Below are 17,137 nucleotides of genomic sequence, written 5' to 3' on the forward strand. Positions count from 1 at the left end.
ATATTGGAGTTAATCTATGGAGTTGGGAATCCGTTGTACCTTTGCCATTCATCAACGGTATGACTGACTATGGAACTGATTAATGAGTTGATTCCGCTGCCTGAATTACTCGTTGTCGAAGATGAGTTTCTGATTGCCAACGACCTTCGGCGGATACTGCTGAAGGCCGGTTATCAGGTTACCGGACTGGCCGTTTCCGTACCGGAAGCAAAGGCCATTGTGGCGGAGCGAAAACCGGATATTGTGTTGCTGGACATCTTCCTGGATGGCGAACAAACGGGTATCGATCTGGCTTACTGGCTCCGGGAACAGAATATCCCTTTTGTTTTTCTCTCCGCCAATCTGAACGATGGCGTGCTGGAAGCCGCCAAAGTAACGCAGCCGTTTGGCTTTCTGAACAAGCCTTTTCGCGAAAGAGATGTCCTCACTACCCTCGAAATAGCCCGTTACCGCCATGCCCATAGCGAAGAAGCCAAACTCCGGCAGCAGCAGGCGGTCCAGATTTCGGTGAATAATGCCATCGTCAGCATTCAGGACCGCGACCAGCTTTGCCTGGCGATTGCTGCCCAGATCAATAAACTCGTTTCGTTTTCCTTTTTCAACCTCCGCATTGGTCTGCCCGACGAAGCGTCTTTCTACTGGCTGATGCTGGCCAAAACGGCCTCCAATGAGTTCGAACGGGTTAATTTGTCCATGCTGCTCCGCGCAGAACCCAACGAAGGGCTGATCGAAAAACTCGATCGGGAAGCCCCGGACAGGCTGGGGGAGGAGCAGGGTGTGTTTAAGGGGGATGCGTTCGATCGGCTCTGCGAAACGTACGTTACCGCCCGCTCCTGCCGGGACAATTTCGGCGTTCGGTCGCTGGTGCTTTTTCCCGTTCAACTGAAACGAAACTCGTATACCACCATCATCCTGTCCAGCACCGATGCCGAGGGATTCACACAGGCCGACTATCAGGCCGTTAGTCTGATTGCTCCTCAGATTGCGCTGGCACTGGACAACCTGATGGCCTACGAGGAGATCGATGCCCGCCGACAGGTCAAAGCAACGGAATTAGCCATCGTCAACGCATTTCAGAACGGGAAAGACAGTACGGAGATCTTACCGCAGGTAGCTATGGCTATCAATGAGCTGATGCCGTTTGACTTGCTGGCTATCTACCGGGTTAGCCGACTTCTGGAGTCGGCCGTTATCGATATCACGCTGCAAAAGCAGGGAGGCCAGTTTGTGCCCTTACTCGAAGCTGACGTTGTCCCTGTTTCGGTTCGGGATCGCCCCGACTGGAAACAGGGACTGGCCGATATGGAGTCCTGGCTGGCTGAGCCTGCGCTGAATGTGGGGCAACAGTTTAGGGAGAGTCACCACCGCACCGTTGTGACCAAACTGTATGGCGAAGTACTTGGTTTGAAGTCGTCGATACACGTGCCGATTTTCAGCAAGGGGCAACCCATTGCCGCCCTGATTCTGGCCAGCCGCTCTGCGTATGCCTTTACGCACAGGGACTTGTGCGCGCTGGAGGACATAAGCGTCCAAATGGCGCTGGCCCTGGAGAATCTGGCCGCTTTCGACCGGATCAAAGTACTGAGTGAACATCTGGAACAGGAGAAAACCTACCTGACGGAGGAGATTAAAACCAACCATAACTTTGAAGAAATAATCGGGAGTAGTCCGGCGCTGCAAACGGTATTCAAAAGCATTGGCCAGGTCGCACCCACAGACTACACGGTGCTGGTCATGGGCGAAACGGGTACCGGTAAGGAGTTGATTGCCCGGGCGGTCCATAATTTGTCGGCGCGTAGTCAGCGCGCCATCATCAAGGTCAACTGCGCGGCTTTACCGGCCCAGCTTATCGAGTCGGAGTTGTTCGGGCATGAACGCGGCAGCTTTACGGGCGCTACCGAAAAGCGAATTGGTAAGTTTGAACTGGCAAACGGCGGTACCCTTTTTCTGGACGAGATCGGCGAGTTACCTCTTGAACTACAGGCCAAAATTCTGCGGGCCATTCAGGAGAAAGAGATTGAGCGGATCGGGGGCACAGGAACGATCGTCATTAACACCCGCATCATTGCCGCTACCAACCGGAACCTGCAGCAGGAAGTGGTCGCCGGTCGGTTTCGCTCCGACTTATACTACCGGCTCAACGTGTTCCCGATTGTGATGCCGCCCCTTCGTGAGCGGCAGGAGGATATTTTGCCGCTGGCGATGTACTTCCTGCAAAAAATCAGCAAAAAACTGGGCAAACCCATTACCAACATCACGAACGAATCGCTGCAGCAGTTGCGCTGGTATGCGTGGCCGGGCAACATTCGGGAGCTGGAGCATGTGCTCGAACGGGCCGCTATTCTCTCCCGGTCCAGCACCCTCGAACTGGCCGAGCCCCTGCTGGCCCCCCGTTTCACGTCGCCGGTCGTCAGCCAGGGGGCAGACGACGTAAGGCCCATCGACGATACCATGCGGCAGGCCATTCTCGCGGCTCTGGAAAAGTCGGGCAACCGCATCCGGGGGAATGGCGGGGCCGCTGAGTTGCTTAACCTCAAGCCCACAACGCTGGAGGCCCGCATGAAGAAATTAAGTATCACTATTCGGTAGATTAGCCGTGGATCCACCATTGACGTTGATACGCGGCCAATCTACCGATAAAGCAAGCTGGTTATTTAAGGTGGGCACGCAGCATCCAGGCTGTTTTTTCGTGTTTCTCCATCAGCCCTGTTACAAAATCGCTGGTGCCGGCGTCCTTGTGGGCATCCTGAAATTCGCCGATATTACCCCGGATAAACTCAATGATGCTCTCGTGATCGATGAGCAGCTTGTTGATCAGGCTCCTGCTGTCGTTGCCGCCTTCGTACTGCTCGGTCAGGTGGGTGAGTTGCAGGAAGTTCTTTAGTGTTGCCGGGGCATAATGATCCAGCTGCCGGATGCGCTCAGCCACACTGTCAACAATGTCTGCCGACTCTTCATACAACTCTTCCAGATACAGGTGTACGGAGTGAAAGTCGATGCCTTCGAGGTTCCAGTGGGCGTTGAGCGTTTTGGTGTAGAGCACAAACTCGTCGGCTAGCAGGATGGCTAGCTGGTGCGCAACAACGGCTCGGTTTTCAGCGGAGATACCAATGGTGGTCTGCATAATGGATTGAGAATTATAGGGTAGTGAATGAATTATTGTGGCGTCAGCGCAGGTAAGGTCTCCTCCAGTGTGGCGCGCAGGTGCTCGTGCTGTTTCGGCAACTTCAGATGCGTGCCGAGTTCGGCCAGCGGTTCATCGACGGTAAAGCCGGGGTTATCGGTAGCGATCTCAAATAGCACACCGCCCGGCTCGCGGAAGTAAAGCGAATAGAAGTAATCACGGTTAATTTTTGGGGTTATCTGCAGGCTGCTGCTCAGGATCTTCTCCCGAAATTCCATCTGGACAGCTTCGTTGGCTACCCGAAAAGCAACGTGGTGATTGGTGCCAGCGGCATTCCGCCCCACGTTTGCTTCCGGCTCTTCCAGCAGATCAACAATCGACGCGGTGGCAATGGCGTCGGTGACGAACCGGTACCGATTGCCTTCCTGGCTTTGCAGGGTATAGCCGAAAATGTCGGTCAGGACGCGGGCCGTCGGGTCAATTTGCCGGAGGGTGAGCGTGACGCTGTGAAACCCCTGCGTAGCCATGTTCTGGCTGACATCGGCTGTTTCCCAGGCGGTCCGGTTATCCGGCTGCTGAGGAACGATAAGGGCAAACGACAGCCCGTCGGGATCGGTAAAAGGCAGGTAGGTTTCGCCGAACCGCTCGGCCTGATCGCCCGTTTTTACATTTAATTTCTGAAACCGTTCGGCCCAGCTGTCCAGACTGCCATTCGGCACGGCGTAGCCGATCTGGGTGGCCATACCCGCTCCGTTACGGCCGGGGCCAATGCCCTCCCACGGAAAAAAAGTGAGGATGGTGCCGGGTGTCCCTTCTTCATTGCCGTAGTAAAAATGGTAGGTGTTGGGGTCGTCGAAGTTGACGGTCTTCTTCACCATCCGCAGGCCAAGCACGCGGGTATAAAAGTCGTAATTGCGCTGGGCATCATTGGCAATGGCCGTGATGTGATGAAGGCCTAAAATGCGGTTTTCCATAAGTGTATGCGGGTATAATCGTTAATTGCGAACCGGTTTTGACCCGATCTGAAGTTTAAAAAGGTGTACCGGATAATCCACCGTCGAAGTGCCCTGCTGAAACATGGCCAGGCGGTTGAGCTGAGCCGCCGGTAGCCACAAAAAGCCCGCGTCATCCAGCCAGAGGGCATCGACCCAGGTCAGCCGGTCGTCGGTCAGCAAAGTCGTTCGCTTGCCATCGGGCGTAATTTTCAGGAGTCTTGACTCATTCACATCCGACAGATAGATCATTCCGTCGGCGTCGATGGTGGTGCCTCCGGTGCCGGGCGTATCCACGAAAAGCTGAATATGCCCGGCTATTTCTACCGACGACAGCGTTTCGTCGTTGACATACATCGTTTCAAGGCGGCTCATCAATCCCGATGCAGGTTGAAAATACAGGTATTTGCCATCGGGCGATACTTCCAGCTGACTGGCATGAATACGCACCCCACCGCCATGCTGATAACTCATGATCGTGCCCTCGGCTACTATGGGTCGTAAGTCTGTCACCGAGTCATCCCCTTCCAGAATCCGGCGACCTTGCCCCGTCCGGCGATTCAGTATGATCAGGGCCGGTTCTCCGGCATCTGTCAGGTACAGGTGCGACGACGTAATGCGTAGTTGACTGACCAGGCTGTGGGTTCTGACCACACCATCCAGCGAAATAATACGCACCACCTGATCGGTTATCGGATCGATGACAACCACCTTGGGACCATTTTCGATAACGGCTGCTCCCATGTAAGGTGTACCCGTATCCACAATCCACAGGTTAGCATCCGGGCCTATTCGCAGGGAATTTGTGCGGACAAAGGCCGTTGCTGCTTCCTGACCAGCCTGCCAGTTGTTCCAGCTGGCCGTAGGGTACGGGCTCAGCGTATTACCGGTCTTGAGTTCGCCAATCCGAATGCCCCCGTCGCCCTCCAGATGTGGGAAACAAACGAAGATACGGCCGTCATCGGTCGTGGTAACGCCATTCCAGACCATATTCGATTGGTAGGCGGATCGTAGCGGAGCATCAGAAGGCTGTTTGCCAGACATGCCGTTAAACATACTTACTAGACTAGAGTCAAAAAACTGAAAGGTACAGGGCAGAGTCAGTTTCAGGCACAGGTGTCCTTTTGGGCTGAGGCTTTCATGAGGTACAGGATCATACGGTCGGGTTGTTTAACAGGTTGAATGGAGGACGGTATAGGTTTCGTAAAGGCCAGTTGATACTGGCTTTGATCGATACGTCAAAACTACAACTGTCCCTGGCCTCAGAAGCGGTACAAATCGACTGTTCTACGGTAATTTGACCGGTTTCTTTTGTCCGTAAATGATAACAAAAAGCCGCGTTTCGGGGCTGAAACGCGGCTTTTTATTAATGATGATAGCGAAGGGTCACTCGAGTGTAAAGGAAATGGGAAGGTTATACTTAACCCGAACGGCCCGCCCAGCCTGTTTGCCGGGTCGCCAGTTGGGCATCTTGCGCATGACCCGGACGGCCTCTTCATCGCAGCCAAAACCGATGCCTTTCACCACCTGCAAATCAGTCAGGCTACCGTCGGTATTAACCACAAAGCTGACATACACGCGCCCCGCTACCCCCGCCGAAGCGGCCTGACGAGGGTAATTGAGGTTTTTGCCCAGAAAGTTGCGTAAGGCCTCCATGCCGCCCGGATATTCCGGCTGCTGTTCAACGGCAAGGAAGGGCGCTTCGGTTTTGGGCTCGGCTTCTACGGCTTTCTCAGCAATCGTCGGGGCCGAGGCTTCGGGAGCCGCAATGACGTCGACATCGCCAGTACCTTCAGCGGTTTGAGGGCCGGAGGTGGCATCTTGCAGCTGATCGGTCGTTGGCGGTAAGGTCTCTTCGACAACCTCGTCTTCAGGCATTACAACCAGTGGTAGGTTGCGCACGGTATTGACAGCCGGAGCCGTTTTTTCAGGCGGGATAACGATGGGTTTTTCGACGGGTGGCTCGGCTAATTTTGTCAGCGTTACCTCTTTCATAGACTGGTTGGTGTTGACGGTTTCGTGCGGCCAGAAACGGGCGTAGAGCGTGGGAGCCGCCAGTGTGCCCAGGAATAAACCGACGCCCAGCCCCAATGCACGGCCGAGGGTTGGTCTGTAGCGCTGGCGGAGGTCGAATGCGCCGTATGCCCGATTTCGGGACTGGAAAATAATGTCGTCGTACGTTAACGCGACTTTGTCGGAGGTGGTAAATGTAAACATGGCGTTGCTGATTTGATTGTATCAGCAGGATGATTACGCGCCCCTAATTCCACACAGGCGTACCAACGTTTGGCGTTATCGTTAATGGAAAGTGTTCCGCTTACCAGTGGCCAACTTATGAGGGGAGCCATGGCTGCTTAATTTTCCGAAAAACTGGTAAAGGTTTTGCCGTCGTAACGGTACAGGCCGATGTTTCGGGTACCCACCCAAATATTTCCGGCTCTATCTTCAACCAGGCACCATACCGTATTACTGCTAAGGCCATCCTGCTTTGTGAATTGGGTAAACAACTTGCCATCGTAGCGGTAAACGCCTTCGCCTGTAGTGCCAAACCAAAGATTGCCGGTCTTGTCCATTACCCCGCAATGAACATTGGCATATTGGGTTGTGCCGCAAATTAGTCCCTACCCAAAACGGCACAAGCATCCCAGGTAAAAGTATGTTAACGACCTGTAAAACTTGTCTTTAAGCAGATAATTTTCTGTCCGAACCGCCTGAACCGCTTGCTGCTAAGGCCTGAGTGAAGAGAACACTTTGCGGCACCGAATCAGGAACTGTCGGAACCCCAATACCGACACGCCAATCCATACCCCAACCGATACTGCCAGCCGCCATTCGCTACCAGGGAGGATGGACTTATCGGCTGGCTGGTATAGGGATCCGGCCAACAGACTATTCTCGGTCAACATAAAGAACACACTAAGCAGCCTCATTGCCTGACCCGAACGCCGGAGGTACCCTTGCTGAAGTGCCCAGGGCATGCCAGAGATACTAGGCTATACCGCGTTGCGTCCACAATTAATCTGGCCGTATAGCCCTTTCTATTTGCCAATTGCCTTACGGTCTCTATTTTGCATTGGAAGAAGCCGTTCGATTGAACGGGTCTCAGACTGCTGGCACTTAATTGGCCAGAAATCCCGGCAACGATAGCCTGTTTGGGGTAGATCTCAACGTAATCGCAAACTCAACGTATCAATGAAAATTTATGAAATGAGGGGGGGCGGCTGCTCAGGTACGTTTGGTTCGGTATCCGGCAAAACGTGGCTGCGTCGGCAGCAAAAGGTGACCTGGCTAATCGGGTTGGGTATTTTACTAAATCTGGCGGGCTGTCGCCCTGATCAGGAGGATAGCCTGACGCCCCGGACCACCGACCAACTGGCCCGCCTGGAGGAGTGGGTGGTTGCCGGACCAGCCAGTCAAACCGGAACCGCCATGCTGACCGACACATTGAACTGGCTCAAGGTGGATCAGACCTATTATTACATACAGCATGCTATTAAAAGCAGCTACCGTTATGATGGGCAGAACCGCCTGAGCCAGCAAACAACCGGCGGTTATCGCAATGATTCGGATTATGGGCGCACTCAATCCATTCGTACACATCAGTACCAGTACAATGCAAACCAATTAACGATTCGGACGACCCTCGACTGGATAAATAGCTGGAATGGGTCGGCGTCTTTTTCCGGGCAGCAACATCTCGCCCTGAATCAGGAGAGGTTGGTTGACCGTCAACCCCAATTGGGTGATGTGTACAGTCCGGGTGACAACGGGTATTCGGGAATCAGCAGGTTATTCAGCACGTGCCTGAATCCGTTTATTCGCGATACACTACGACGCTATGATGCCCAGGGCTATCTCATGGAAGCCGCCAATGGCCTACCCTCACTGGGGGCTGATTTCTGGCAACTCAGCCAATCCATTAACGTCGGCAACGTCGTTAGTCACCAGTTACTGACCAAGCCCACCTCACTCTTTACGCCTGATGCTGAGTCGACCCGCTGGGTTGAGGAGTATGACCGAAACCGGCCAACTATTCCTAACCCACACCAGTTTCTTGGCAGTACCAGTCGTAACCTGGTGGTTCGGACACTCCAGTATTACTCAAATCAGAGTAAGCCGTCCGTATTCGTTTATCGGTATGAATACGATGCCAAAGGGCGGGTAGAGCGCTATTTCATCAGCCTCGATCAGCAGGGTGTCAGTACCCTGCAAACGGTAGGAAAACTGACTTATTTATTAGATTAAAGGAGGTAAAAGGCGTGAATCAACCCTGACAACGCGCTGCTGTACAACGTGCTTTTGCTTCGAGCGGGCTGTTTTTCTGACCGGTGGCCCGGCTCGGAGGAGAGAAGGACTGCTTAATTTACCCCATCCATAAAGTCGTTCTCTCTCCTCGTTCAAGGTGCCCACTGGATGGGTTTCCAATAATCCAGACCAATTACTGTCGAGGGTATCTGACTGAAACTAGCGTGCCGATAATGCCCTGAGAAGTAGGTCATCCCACAAATCGGCAGAGAAGAGGCTGTCAAATCTAAAAAAATGCTCCATTAAATAGATAATGGTAACAAATGATATATTTACGAGTGATTACGGCACTTTTTTTGCGAAAAAAATTAATATTAAATTCTATCTGGTAAAATAAGGTATTGATATTTATACATAAATGGGTTGGTGGCTCAAACGTGGCTTAAAGTATAAAATCGTGTTTCAATGGCTTCTGGCCTTATGGCTGTTGAGTAGCTCCTCTGGCTATGCGCAACGATTTTTTGCCCAGGGAGGAGCTATAACGGAGTACAGTGGTATTCATCGAATTGACTCCTTCCCGATTGTGGTGCGGGGATTGTCGACAATTGCTTCCGATTCGATTGGCATAACGAAGGTGTGTCTGGATATTTTTCACCCGCGCGTTTCGGACTTGAAAGTCCAATTGCTTAGTCCGGACGGTACCAGTATCTGGCTCACGAACCGGAACGGGGGCGACGTGGGGCGTCATTACCGGAATACCTGTTTTCGGCAGAATGGCTTTTCCGGTTATATCCATGAGGCCAAAGCCCCGTTTGAAGGGGAGTTCACGCCCGACGGTCGATTTAGTTTTTTGCATAACGGGCAAAATCCCAATGGAATCTGGTATTTGCTCATTGAAGACCTGAAAGCAGGAGAGGCCGGTGCCCTAAATTATGTACAGCTTGAGTTTGACAAACTCCCGTCAAACAGCCGGAATACAGAGCCCTGCGCGTTTGAGTCGGCGGCCGGATGTGGGTGCCCGGATGGTCGGCGGCAGTGTGAATTGCTGCCCGATTTAATTATTCTGCCCCGGTTTACCCAGACTCAAATCAAGGAATATGCCCGAAATGATCCGAATTACCCAGGGCAGTTACGGTTTGCCGTTTCCATTGCGAACATAGGTGATGGACCCATGGAGACATTAGGGAAACGCGAATGGTTTTGTAACGGCCATTTGGTTGACTCGGCGCTCAAATGCCCGGATGGGTCGTATGCCCGACAAAAATTGTATCAGCGCATTTACCGTAAAGCAGGCGATACCCTGACCTGGACCGACCGGACGGCGGGGACAAATTATTACGATAGCAAGCCCGGTCATGATCATTATCACGTAGATGACTGGGTGGAGTTCAGACTCGTTAAGCTAACGCCCGCCAAAGACGGGAAAACGAAGCGAACCCTTATCTCAAAAGGTCGAAAAGTGAGCTTTTGCCTGTTTGATTCGGGCATTTGCCAAAGCCGGGATAGTCTGTGTGCGTACCGGAATCAGGTTTATGGCGAAAAGACACTGATCAATTACGGCATGGGTAATTACACCGATTGCAAAGCCCAGAAGCAGGGAATCAGCGTTGGGGGGTATGACACCTACGGAATGTTGTATGAAGGCCAATTCATTAATCTGCCTAAAGGGCTGGCCTCCGGCACCTATCAGTTTGAGGTGGAGATTGATCCGGGCCGGATCTACCGGGAAAAAGACAGAACGAATAACCTGTTCACCATGCTGGTGACGATTGCTCACCAGCAATAAGCAGTAACCCGATCGAGCGTCATGTTCATGATTTATTAGCACGACAGCGTCGAAAGGAGTTGATTTAAGCGGCTCAAAATTATAGGTTTATGAGAATACGTATACGCGTATGGGCCATAATGGCTGTGGTATGGATTGTTGGCCAGAGTGTGTATGCTCAGTGTACTACGGGCTGTACCTATACGGCTGCCAGTGGTAACGGTTACAATTTAAATGGAGGACAGCTGCTTTGTATTCCGTCGAGTGTAACGAACCTGAGCCTAAATTTTAACGGCTCCAGCAATTCGATTTGTGTAGGGACCTCGGCTACCTGGACCCAGTCGAATGGGGGTAACCTGAGCGGAGTGATCATTAACGTGTATGGCAAGTTCATTATGAACGGCGGCTACAATTTTAATGGACCTGTCGTTATTAACGTGCTGGCTGGCGGCACCCTGGAAACAAACTCAACAGGATTTGGCAGCAACCTGACCATCAACAATTATGGAACCGTAACTTACACATCAACCAGTTCCATTAATAATCAGGGAACATTTGTACTGAACAACTTTGCCGGTGCGACCTTGAGTGCCCTAAATACCACGCTCTTCAAAATGGATTCGGGCACCACCCTGATCAACAATGGAACGATGTCGTTCTCGAATTTGGAAAATCAGGATGCCAATATTCAGAATACGGCCTCCGGGATAATGACGGTAGGGCGGTCATTCAATAACCACGGAAATTTTGTCAATAACGGAAGCGTCGACGTGATTTGCTCGTCGGGCACCGGCACCTGCGAATTCATTGTCGGAAATAAAGGCCCCGGTAAAGAATTTACCAACAACACCTGCTTTAAAGTGAACGGCAGTGTGACGTTTAATGGGCCTGGCTACATCAACGGGACGCTTGAGATTACGACGCCAAACATTTTGAATCTGACTTTATTCAATAACCTTACCCTCAATGCCATTGTATCGGGCACGAATGGCCGGATTATCGTGAACAACGGGATCAGTACGATTGGCGTAGCTGGCCAGTATACGGGTACGAACATGAAGTTCTGTGACAGGAATACGATTCTCGGAGCCGGATTGATCGCGAACGGATTTGATTTTAACACAGGAAATAGCCCCTCTACGTATACGGTTGATTGTAGCGCGAACACCTGCAGTGCCGTGGCTACCTGTGCCCTGGCTATGACGGCTACACCGGGAAGCTGCGCGCCCGCTACAAATCAATATGCCCTGACGGGTACCGTTTCGCTCACCAATAACACAACAGGCGGGACACTAACCATTACGGATGGCAGCCGCACAACTACCGTTTCCGTTGCCGCCAGTACCACCGCTACCAGCTTTACATTGACCGGGCTCGTGTCAAATGGCGCCAGTCATACCGTTACGGCTAGTCTGTCGGGTTGTGGTACGGCCAGCCAGACCTATACCGCCCCGGTTTCCTGTAGCTGCTCACCACCAAGTGTTACGGCTACGGCGTCCAGCAATACCATCTGTCAGGGACAGTCAGTTCAGTTAAATGCTGTTGTCAGCCCGGCCGGTAGCTATACGTATACCTGGGCGGGCAGTGGAACCATTTCCAACGGCAGTACCGCCACCGCCACGGTAACAGGACTGCCAACGGGTGTATCCACGTTTACGGTGACTGTTCGAAGTAGTGCGACCTGTTCCACAACGGCAACAACAACGGTTACGGTCAGTGCACCTCCCACCACCAACTTAACGAGTACCAGTGCCGTCATTTGTGCTGGTCAGTCAACAACACTGACGGCAACGGGAGGCACCAGTTATGTACTCAATCCCGGTGCCCTAACATCAGCGACGGGGAGTTTTACCGTTAGCCCGACAGCAGGCACAACTTACACGGTAATAACAACAAATGCCGCGGGTTGCACGGCCAGTGCGTCAACAGCTGTTACAGTCAATACGTTACCGACCGTTACGCTTTCGTCGGCGACCATCTGTGCCGGACAAACGGCCAGTTTGACGGCTACAGCGGGTTATGCGAGTTATCGCTTTTCGTCAGGGTTGACCCAGACCAGCACGCCCAACGTGGCTACCGCTACTGTTGCCGGTACCTACTCCGTGACGGCCGTGAACTCAGCGGGCTGCCCGGCCAGTGCCACAGGCACCGTTACGGTCAACCCGTCGGTAACGGCGACAATTTCGCCCGTCAATACAACTGTCTGCCAGGGACAGACGGTACTCCTAACGGCTGGTGGTGGCTCAGCTTTCCGCTGGTCGACAGGGCAAACATCGGCCGCAATCTCCGTAACGGCCAGCGGAACCTATTCCGTAACCGTCAGTAATGCGCAGGGGTGTTCGGCGGTAACGGGTACAACGGTTACGGTGAACCCGGCACCCGTTTTGACCTTGAATTCAGCAACCGTTTGTGCCGGTCAGTCGGCGGTTCTGACCGTAGGCGGGTGTTCAACAGGAACCCTCACCTGGTCTACCGGCAATCAGACGCCAACACTTACGGTTGTGCCACTGGTAACGACGCTCTATTCGGCGACTTGTGTGTTGACAACGGGTTGCTCGACATCGGTTTCGTCGACGGTGGGGGTGACGAATGCTCCCAGTTATACCGGAACCATTACGGCAACATCTGCCAGTTGCAGCGGGGGGGTGCCATTGAGTAATGGGTCGATAACCATAACGGGACTTGTCAACACAGTACGGGCCGATTTATCAACGGGTACCGTTTACAGCGGCCCTGCCTATAATGCACCGAGCAACAGAGTGGTTAGTGGTTCGTCGATTACATTTAGTGGGCTCTCTAATCCAACGACCACGCAGGCATACACCGTTCGGTTATTTGGTACGGCTGGTACCTGCACTGCCGATGTGGCTATCAGTCTGAGTCCGGCAGTTTGCCCGTGTACAGACCCCGGCTGTGTACAGGTCAACGTCAGAAAGGCAGCCAGATGAGTTTCCGCCTATTCGTCTGCAACGGCATAGGGATAGTCCCGGTTTACAAGCTGTCGAATTTCCTGACGAGTGTAATCGCGTCGTTATCGGTTTTGAAATAGAGATTTTCCTGCTTCACGAAAGCTTTCAGTTCTTCTTTTTTATCGCCGAGGGCATCAATGATCGACTTATCGGAGAGTTTGACCTTGGTTAACGTCTGATCGGGTTTCAACAGATAATACGAGAAAGTGTCCCGGAAAGCGTCGTAACGAACATCGTTGGAGTAGGGATTTTTGTAATCTGCGGGTTTAAATGATTTGGATACCCGTTTGAGCAGTGCGTTTTTTCCTTCGTAGAGGACCAGAAAATACCCATCTTTCAGGGCCTGATCGTTTGTTTTTGCGGTTGGCAGTCGCTTGAAAACATACGTTTGCCCCTCATTATTTTTTAGCGTAAATCGTTTTACCTGCTCGGCATCGACAATGATCGAGTCATTGCCAGCCCAGGTTCGCAGGAGCATCAGGTGTTGCTGATAGGCGTTGAATTTAATGAGGACATTCGTGTAGTTCTGTCCGGCGGTCATCTCGATCTGGCCCTTGTTCCATTCCGGCAAAAAATAAGGGGTTCCGCGAAGTCCCTCATACCGATGATCGATGGTGTTGACCATACTGTTTACCCCATCCCCCACAATCTGGCTTGTCGACTGATAGGTTTCGTACCCGTTTCGGCGTTCGTTTGGATTTGCCTGTTGCGCAGCATTTACTTTAGTGGAATCGCGCGTTTGTGCGAAGCCAACGGATACCGACAGGACGGTTAGCGTAGTCAGGAAGAAGAGTCTCATGAATGTGAAAGGCTAGTGGATATGATTGATCGCCTAAATAACGGAAAATCCCGCCATCTACTGATAAGCGGGATTCTCATTTTAACAAATTATAATCTTTTCAGACGGGATTAGCATTGACGTTCGGCCCGTCTGAAAAAAAACGATCAGGCTTCGGGATATTCGTGGGGCAGCGGGATGTTTACGCGCTCCTGCACGGGTAAGCCCTGCTTGTTCATTTGCTCGATAAATGGATCGGGGTCCAGCTCTTCACAGTTCCAGACGCCGGGTTTCATCCATACGCCGGTCAGCATCAGCATGGCACCAATCATGGCCGGCACGCCCGTGGTGTAGCTTACGGCCTGACCACGCACTTCACGGTAGGTTTCGGCGTGGTCACAGTTGTTCCAGATGTAACAGGTGACATCTTCGCCATCTTTCACGCCTTTGATCTGGCAGCCAATGCTGGTTTGTCCCGTATAATTCTCGCCGAGCGAATCCGGAGCCGGCAACACCGCTTTTAGGAATTCGAGCGGAACAATGTCCATACCCTGAAACTGAACCTTGTCGATACGGGTCATGCCCACATTCTGAAGAACTTCAAGGTGAGTCAGGTACGCCTGCCCGAAGGTCATCCAGAATCGAGCCCGCTTCAGTGTCGGGAAGTTCTTTACCAGCGATTCCAGCTCTTCGTGATAGAGCACATACGACTCGCGCTCACCAATTTCGGGATAAGCGATGGGCTTATGAATGCTCATGGCCGGAATCTCGATCCATTCGCCATTTTCCCAGTAGCGACCGGGCTGAGTGATCTCACGAATGTTGATCTCGGGGTTGAAGTTAGTCGCAAATGCCTTGCCGTGGTTGCCCGCGTTGCAGTCGATGATGTCCAGATAATCCATCCGGTCGAAGTAGTGCTTGTTGGCATAGGCTGTAAACACCTGCGTAGCACCCGGATCGAAACCACAGCCCAGCAGCGCCATCAGACCGGCCTGCTCAAAGCGTTCTTTGTAGGCCCACTGCCAGCTGTACTCAAACTTGGCCACGTCTTTAGGTTCGTAATTGGCCGTGTCCATGTAGTGCACACCCGCTTCCAGACAGGCATCCATAATGGGCAGATCCTGATAGGGGAGGGCCACATTAATGACCAGAACGGGCTTGAATGACCGAATCAGCTCAACCATTTCTGACACTACATCGGCATCGACCTGGGCGGTCTGAATGCTGACGCCGTGCATTTCCTGAATTTCGGCCGCAATACGGTCGCACTTTGATTTGGTGCGGCTAGCCAGCATAATCGTTGTGAAGACATTACTGTTCATCGCGCATTTGTGCGCAACGACGCTGCCAACTCCACCGGCTCCAATAATGAGCACGTTTGCCATCTATCTGAATGATTAGTTTGTGTATTCTTTCGGGCGCAAAGATAAGGAAAGTGAATAAGTCAACAGGTTAGCAGAACATGAACTTACTGTATTGGGTACTTTCCCGTTGGATAGGATAGCCTATTGCTTGATTAAATAGTTGATTTATTGGGGAAAGATCTAACAACATATTTAGTATATTTGTTAAGTAGACAACAGTTGTCTCCCTGCTCTAAATCATACGTTTATGAAATTTGTCTCTTCTTCCGGCACGCTCGACTCCTTTGAATTAGCTATTCTGGGATACGGCAAGACCACGTCAAGCTGGCGTGATCGTAATCGGCTCCAATGCCGGTTTTCAACGCACTGGCGGCAGCAGGCCGATACACAATCGGCACGATTACATACCTGGGAGGTACGGCGATTACTGACTGGTTTACGCTCACTCTGGAACAAGGCTACCAATCATGTGGCCCTGAGTTTTTCCGAACCCGGCCTGAGAATGGACGCCAAAGCACTGCCCAACGATAATTATCAGCTTCAAATTCAACTGGGTCATGATTTGACCCCCGCCTGGCATGCGTATCCTGATTTTCCGGTGGAGATGGATATTCTCCTCAGCCGAACCCAGCTTCAGGAAGCCATTCAGGAATTGTCGGGGCAGGTAGAGACATTTCCCGAAAGATAACATAACCGTCAAGGCAACATTCCGTTTGCCGTCAACCTATTAACCGATCCATCAGGCTGTAGCTTGATGGATCGTTGCTTTTATAAGCACCCCCAGGCAACCTTTATTGATACCGGTACTGGGTAGGCACATCATTTGGTGAAGAGTTGAATTTGTCGGGTTCGGCTGCTGATGCCCACGGCCAGGTAGGTAGGTTTGGCCTGCAGCACATACCGCCCCGATCCGATCAGCCCCTTAAATTGTCTGATCCAGACCTCTACATCCTCGGGTTTGTAAAACCGGGCATTTCCAAACGATCCCGATGGTTTTAAATTGAACGCATCCCGCAGTCGCTCGAAGGCAACGGGAGTAATGTTATGCTTTAAACAAATCAACTGCTTACTCAAAAGCCCCGATGTCGACGTTGGCTTCGACGGCTTGTTGAGGGCAGGATTAAACCGGGCAATGGCTTCCTTCTCCAGCCGGTCCAGTTCCGTTTCGTCGCAGGTGAAATAGCGGAAACGAACAAAGTTTACGCCCGCCACCCGGTGTTCCAGCAGCCGCGACTGGAGGTTGCGCGCCTGCCCAACAAAGACAACTTCATTTTCATCATTAATCAGGCAGTAGATGCATGGCTGCGGGTTAGAGCGTGTTCCACTCGCCAGAATTTGCCCCAAATCGATGTGTTTCTTGGCTGTTTTTTCGGTCATTTTCATGTATTAAATATACTACAAACAATACTTATATACAACCAAAAATACATATATTTTTTATCTTTGTTTTCGATTGAAAAACGTGAAAAACGATGGCTGGACGACGGGAGAAAAAGAGCAATATTCAGGGCAAATGGCTCAAGGAAGCCCTGGCCGCACAGGAAATGTCGGTCTACCGATTAGCCAAAGAATTAGGATATAGCCGGGAGAAATTTTACCGGCACATCGGCAACAAAACCTATCTCAGCAGCGAATCACTGGCCGAGATCGCCGTCAAATTTCCCACCATGAACATGCGCTTTGTGCTGACCGGGGTGGGGAAGGCAGTGAGTGAGTAAGGAGCAAGTCGGTAAGCGGCTTCGCCTAAGTCGGTAAGTCGGTAAGTCGGTAAGTCAACAAGTCGGTAAGCGGCTTCGCCTAAGTCGGTAAGTCAACAAGTGGCTTCGCCTAAGTTAGTAAGTGGCTGGCGCAAGAGTATTGCTAACGCGTCAGCCACTTACCGACTTAAGCGAAGCCGCTT

General features: G+C 52.0%; 15 protein-coding genes. 6 read left to right on the plus strand and 9 right to left on the minus strand.

Translation table 11 applies throughout. The annotated features are described in order from the left end of the window. Nucleotides 1-69: 69 nt before the first annotated feature. Nucleotides 70-2,589 carry a sigma 54-interacting transcriptional regulator gene (locus tag ACYVK4_RS29030; protein ID WP_461131085.1) on the plus strand — a complete coding sequence of 840 codons (2,520 nt, stop codon included), beginning with the start codon at nt 70-72 and terminating at the stop codon, nt 2,587-2,589. Between the two features lie 61 nt (nt 2,590-2,650). Here ACYVK4_RS29030 and ACYVK4_RS29035 read toward each other — a convergent pair whose 3' ends face one another. The 6 genes from ACYVK4_RS29035 to ACYVK4_RS29060 all read right to left on the minus strand — a co-directional run bounded on the left by ACYVK4_RS29035 (nt 2,651) and on the right by ACYVK4_RS29060 (nt 7,094). Continuing rightward, the gene (locus tag ACYVK4_RS29035) at nt 2,651-3,124 is read right to left on the minus strand and encodes a Dps family protein (RefSeq protein WP_461131086.1); all 474 of its coding nucleotides are present in this window, start codon (nt 3,122-3,124) and stop codon (nt 2,651-2,653) included. A 32-nt stretch (nt 3,125-3,156) separates the two neighbouring features. Beyond that, nucleotides 3,157-4,098: a ring-cleaving dioxygenase gene (locus tag ACYVK4_RS29040; protein WP_461131087.1), complete on the minus strand. Its 942-nt coding sequence runs from the start codon at nt 4,096-4,098 to the stop codon at nt 3,157-3,159. A 21-nt stretch (nt 4,099-4,119) separates the two neighbouring features. Next, nucleotides 4,120-5,160: an SMP-30/gluconolactonase/LRE family protein gene (locus ACYVK4_RS29045; RefSeq protein ID WP_461131088.1), complete on the minus strand. Its 1,041-nt coding sequence runs from the start codon at nt 5,158-5,160 to the stop codon at nt 4,120-4,122. A 342-nt stretch (nt 5,161-5,502) separates the two neighbouring features. Continuing rightward, entirely contained in the window at nt 5,503-6,333 is an 831-nt protein-coding gene (locus tag ACYVK4_RS29050) for an energy transducer TonB (RefSeq protein WP_461131089.1), read from the minus strand. A gap of 137 nt (nt 6,334-6,470) precedes the next feature. Then, entirely contained in the window at nt 6,471-6,689 is a 219-nt protein-coding gene (locus ACYVK4_RS29055; RefSeq protein ID WP_461131090.1) for a two-component regulator propeller domain-containing protein, read from the minus strand. Nucleotides 6,690-6,842: 153 nt separating this feature from the next. Continuing rightward, nucleotides 6,843-7,094, minus strand: coding sequence for a hypothetical protein (locus ACYVK4_RS29060; protein WP_461131091.1), 252 nt, complete (start codon nt 7,092-7,094; stop codon nt 6,843-6,845). 214 nt (nt 7,095-7,308) lie between these two features. On the opposite strand from ACYVK4_RS29060, the gene ACYVK4_RS29065 reads away from it, so the two are divergent. The 3 genes from ACYVK4_RS29065 (at nt 7,309) to ACYVK4_RS29075 (ending at nt 13,074) form a co-directional block, all read left to right on the plus strand. Then, entirely contained in the window at nt 7,309-8,361 is a 1,053-nt protein-coding gene (locus ACYVK4_RS29065; RefSeq protein WP_461131092.1) for a hypothetical protein, read from the plus strand. Between the two features lie 457 nt (nt 8,362-8,818). Further along, nucleotides 8,819-10,147: a proprotein convertase P-domain-containing protein gene (locus ACYVK4_RS29070; RefSeq protein ID WP_461131093.1), complete on the plus strand. Its 1,329-nt coding sequence runs from the start codon at nt 8,819-8,821 to the stop codon at nt 10,145-10,147. An 89-nt stretch (nt 10,148-10,236) separates the two neighbouring features. Then, complete coding sequence (locus ACYVK4_RS29075; RefSeq protein ID WP_461131094.1) at nt 10,237-13,074, plus strand: beta strand repeat-containing protein; 2,838 nt, start codon at nt 10,237-10,239, stop codon at nt 13,072-13,074. Nucleotides 13,075-13,117: 43 nt separating this feature from the next. Here the strand turns inward: ACYVK4_RS29075 and ACYVK4_RS29080 are convergent, their stop codons facing one another. Then, the gene (locus ACYVK4_RS29080) at nt 13,118-13,894 is read right to left on the minus strand and encodes a hypothetical protein (RefSeq protein WP_461131095.1); all 777 of its coding nucleotides are present in this window, start codon (nt 13,892-13,894) and stop codon (nt 13,118-13,120) included. 146 nt (nt 13,895-14,040) lie between these two features. Continuing rightward, nucleotides 14,041-15,258: a saccharopine dehydrogenase family protein gene (locus ACYVK4_RS29085; RefSeq protein WP_461131096.1), complete on the minus strand. Its 1,218-nt coding sequence runs from the start codon at nt 15,256-15,258 to the stop codon at nt 14,041-14,043. Nucleotides 15,259-15,484: 226 nt separating this feature from the next. On the opposite strand from ACYVK4_RS29085, the gene ACYVK4_RS29090 reads away from it, so the two are divergent. After that, on the plus strand, nt 15,485-15,925 hold the full coding sequence (locus ACYVK4_RS29090) for a WapI family immunity protein (RefSeq protein ID WP_461131097.1): 441 nt from the start codon (nt 15,485-15,487) through the stop codon (nt 15,923-15,925). Nucleotides 15,926-16,056: 131 nt separating this feature from the next. Here the strand turns inward: ACYVK4_RS29090 and ACYVK4_RS29095 are convergent, their stop codons facing one another. Continuing rightward, the gene (locus ACYVK4_RS29095) at nt 16,057-16,620 is read right to left on the minus strand and encodes a GIY-YIG nuclease family protein (RefSeq protein ID WP_461131098.1); all 564 of its coding nucleotides are present in this window, start codon (nt 16,618-16,620) and stop codon (nt 16,057-16,059) included. Nucleotides 16,621-16,709: 89 nt separating this feature from the next. Here ACYVK4_RS29095 and ACYVK4_RS29100 point away from each other — a divergent pair, with 89 nt between their 5' ends. After that, nucleotides 16,710-16,955 carry a helix-turn-helix domain-containing protein gene (locus tag ACYVK4_RS29100; RefSeq protein WP_461131099.1) on the plus strand — a complete coding sequence of 82 codons (246 nt, stop codon included), beginning with the start codon at nt 16,710-16,712 and terminating at the stop codon, nt 16,953-16,955. Nucleotides 16,956-17,137 lie beyond the last annotated feature (182 nt).

Source organism: Spirosoma aerophilum, from assembly GCF_054782495.1.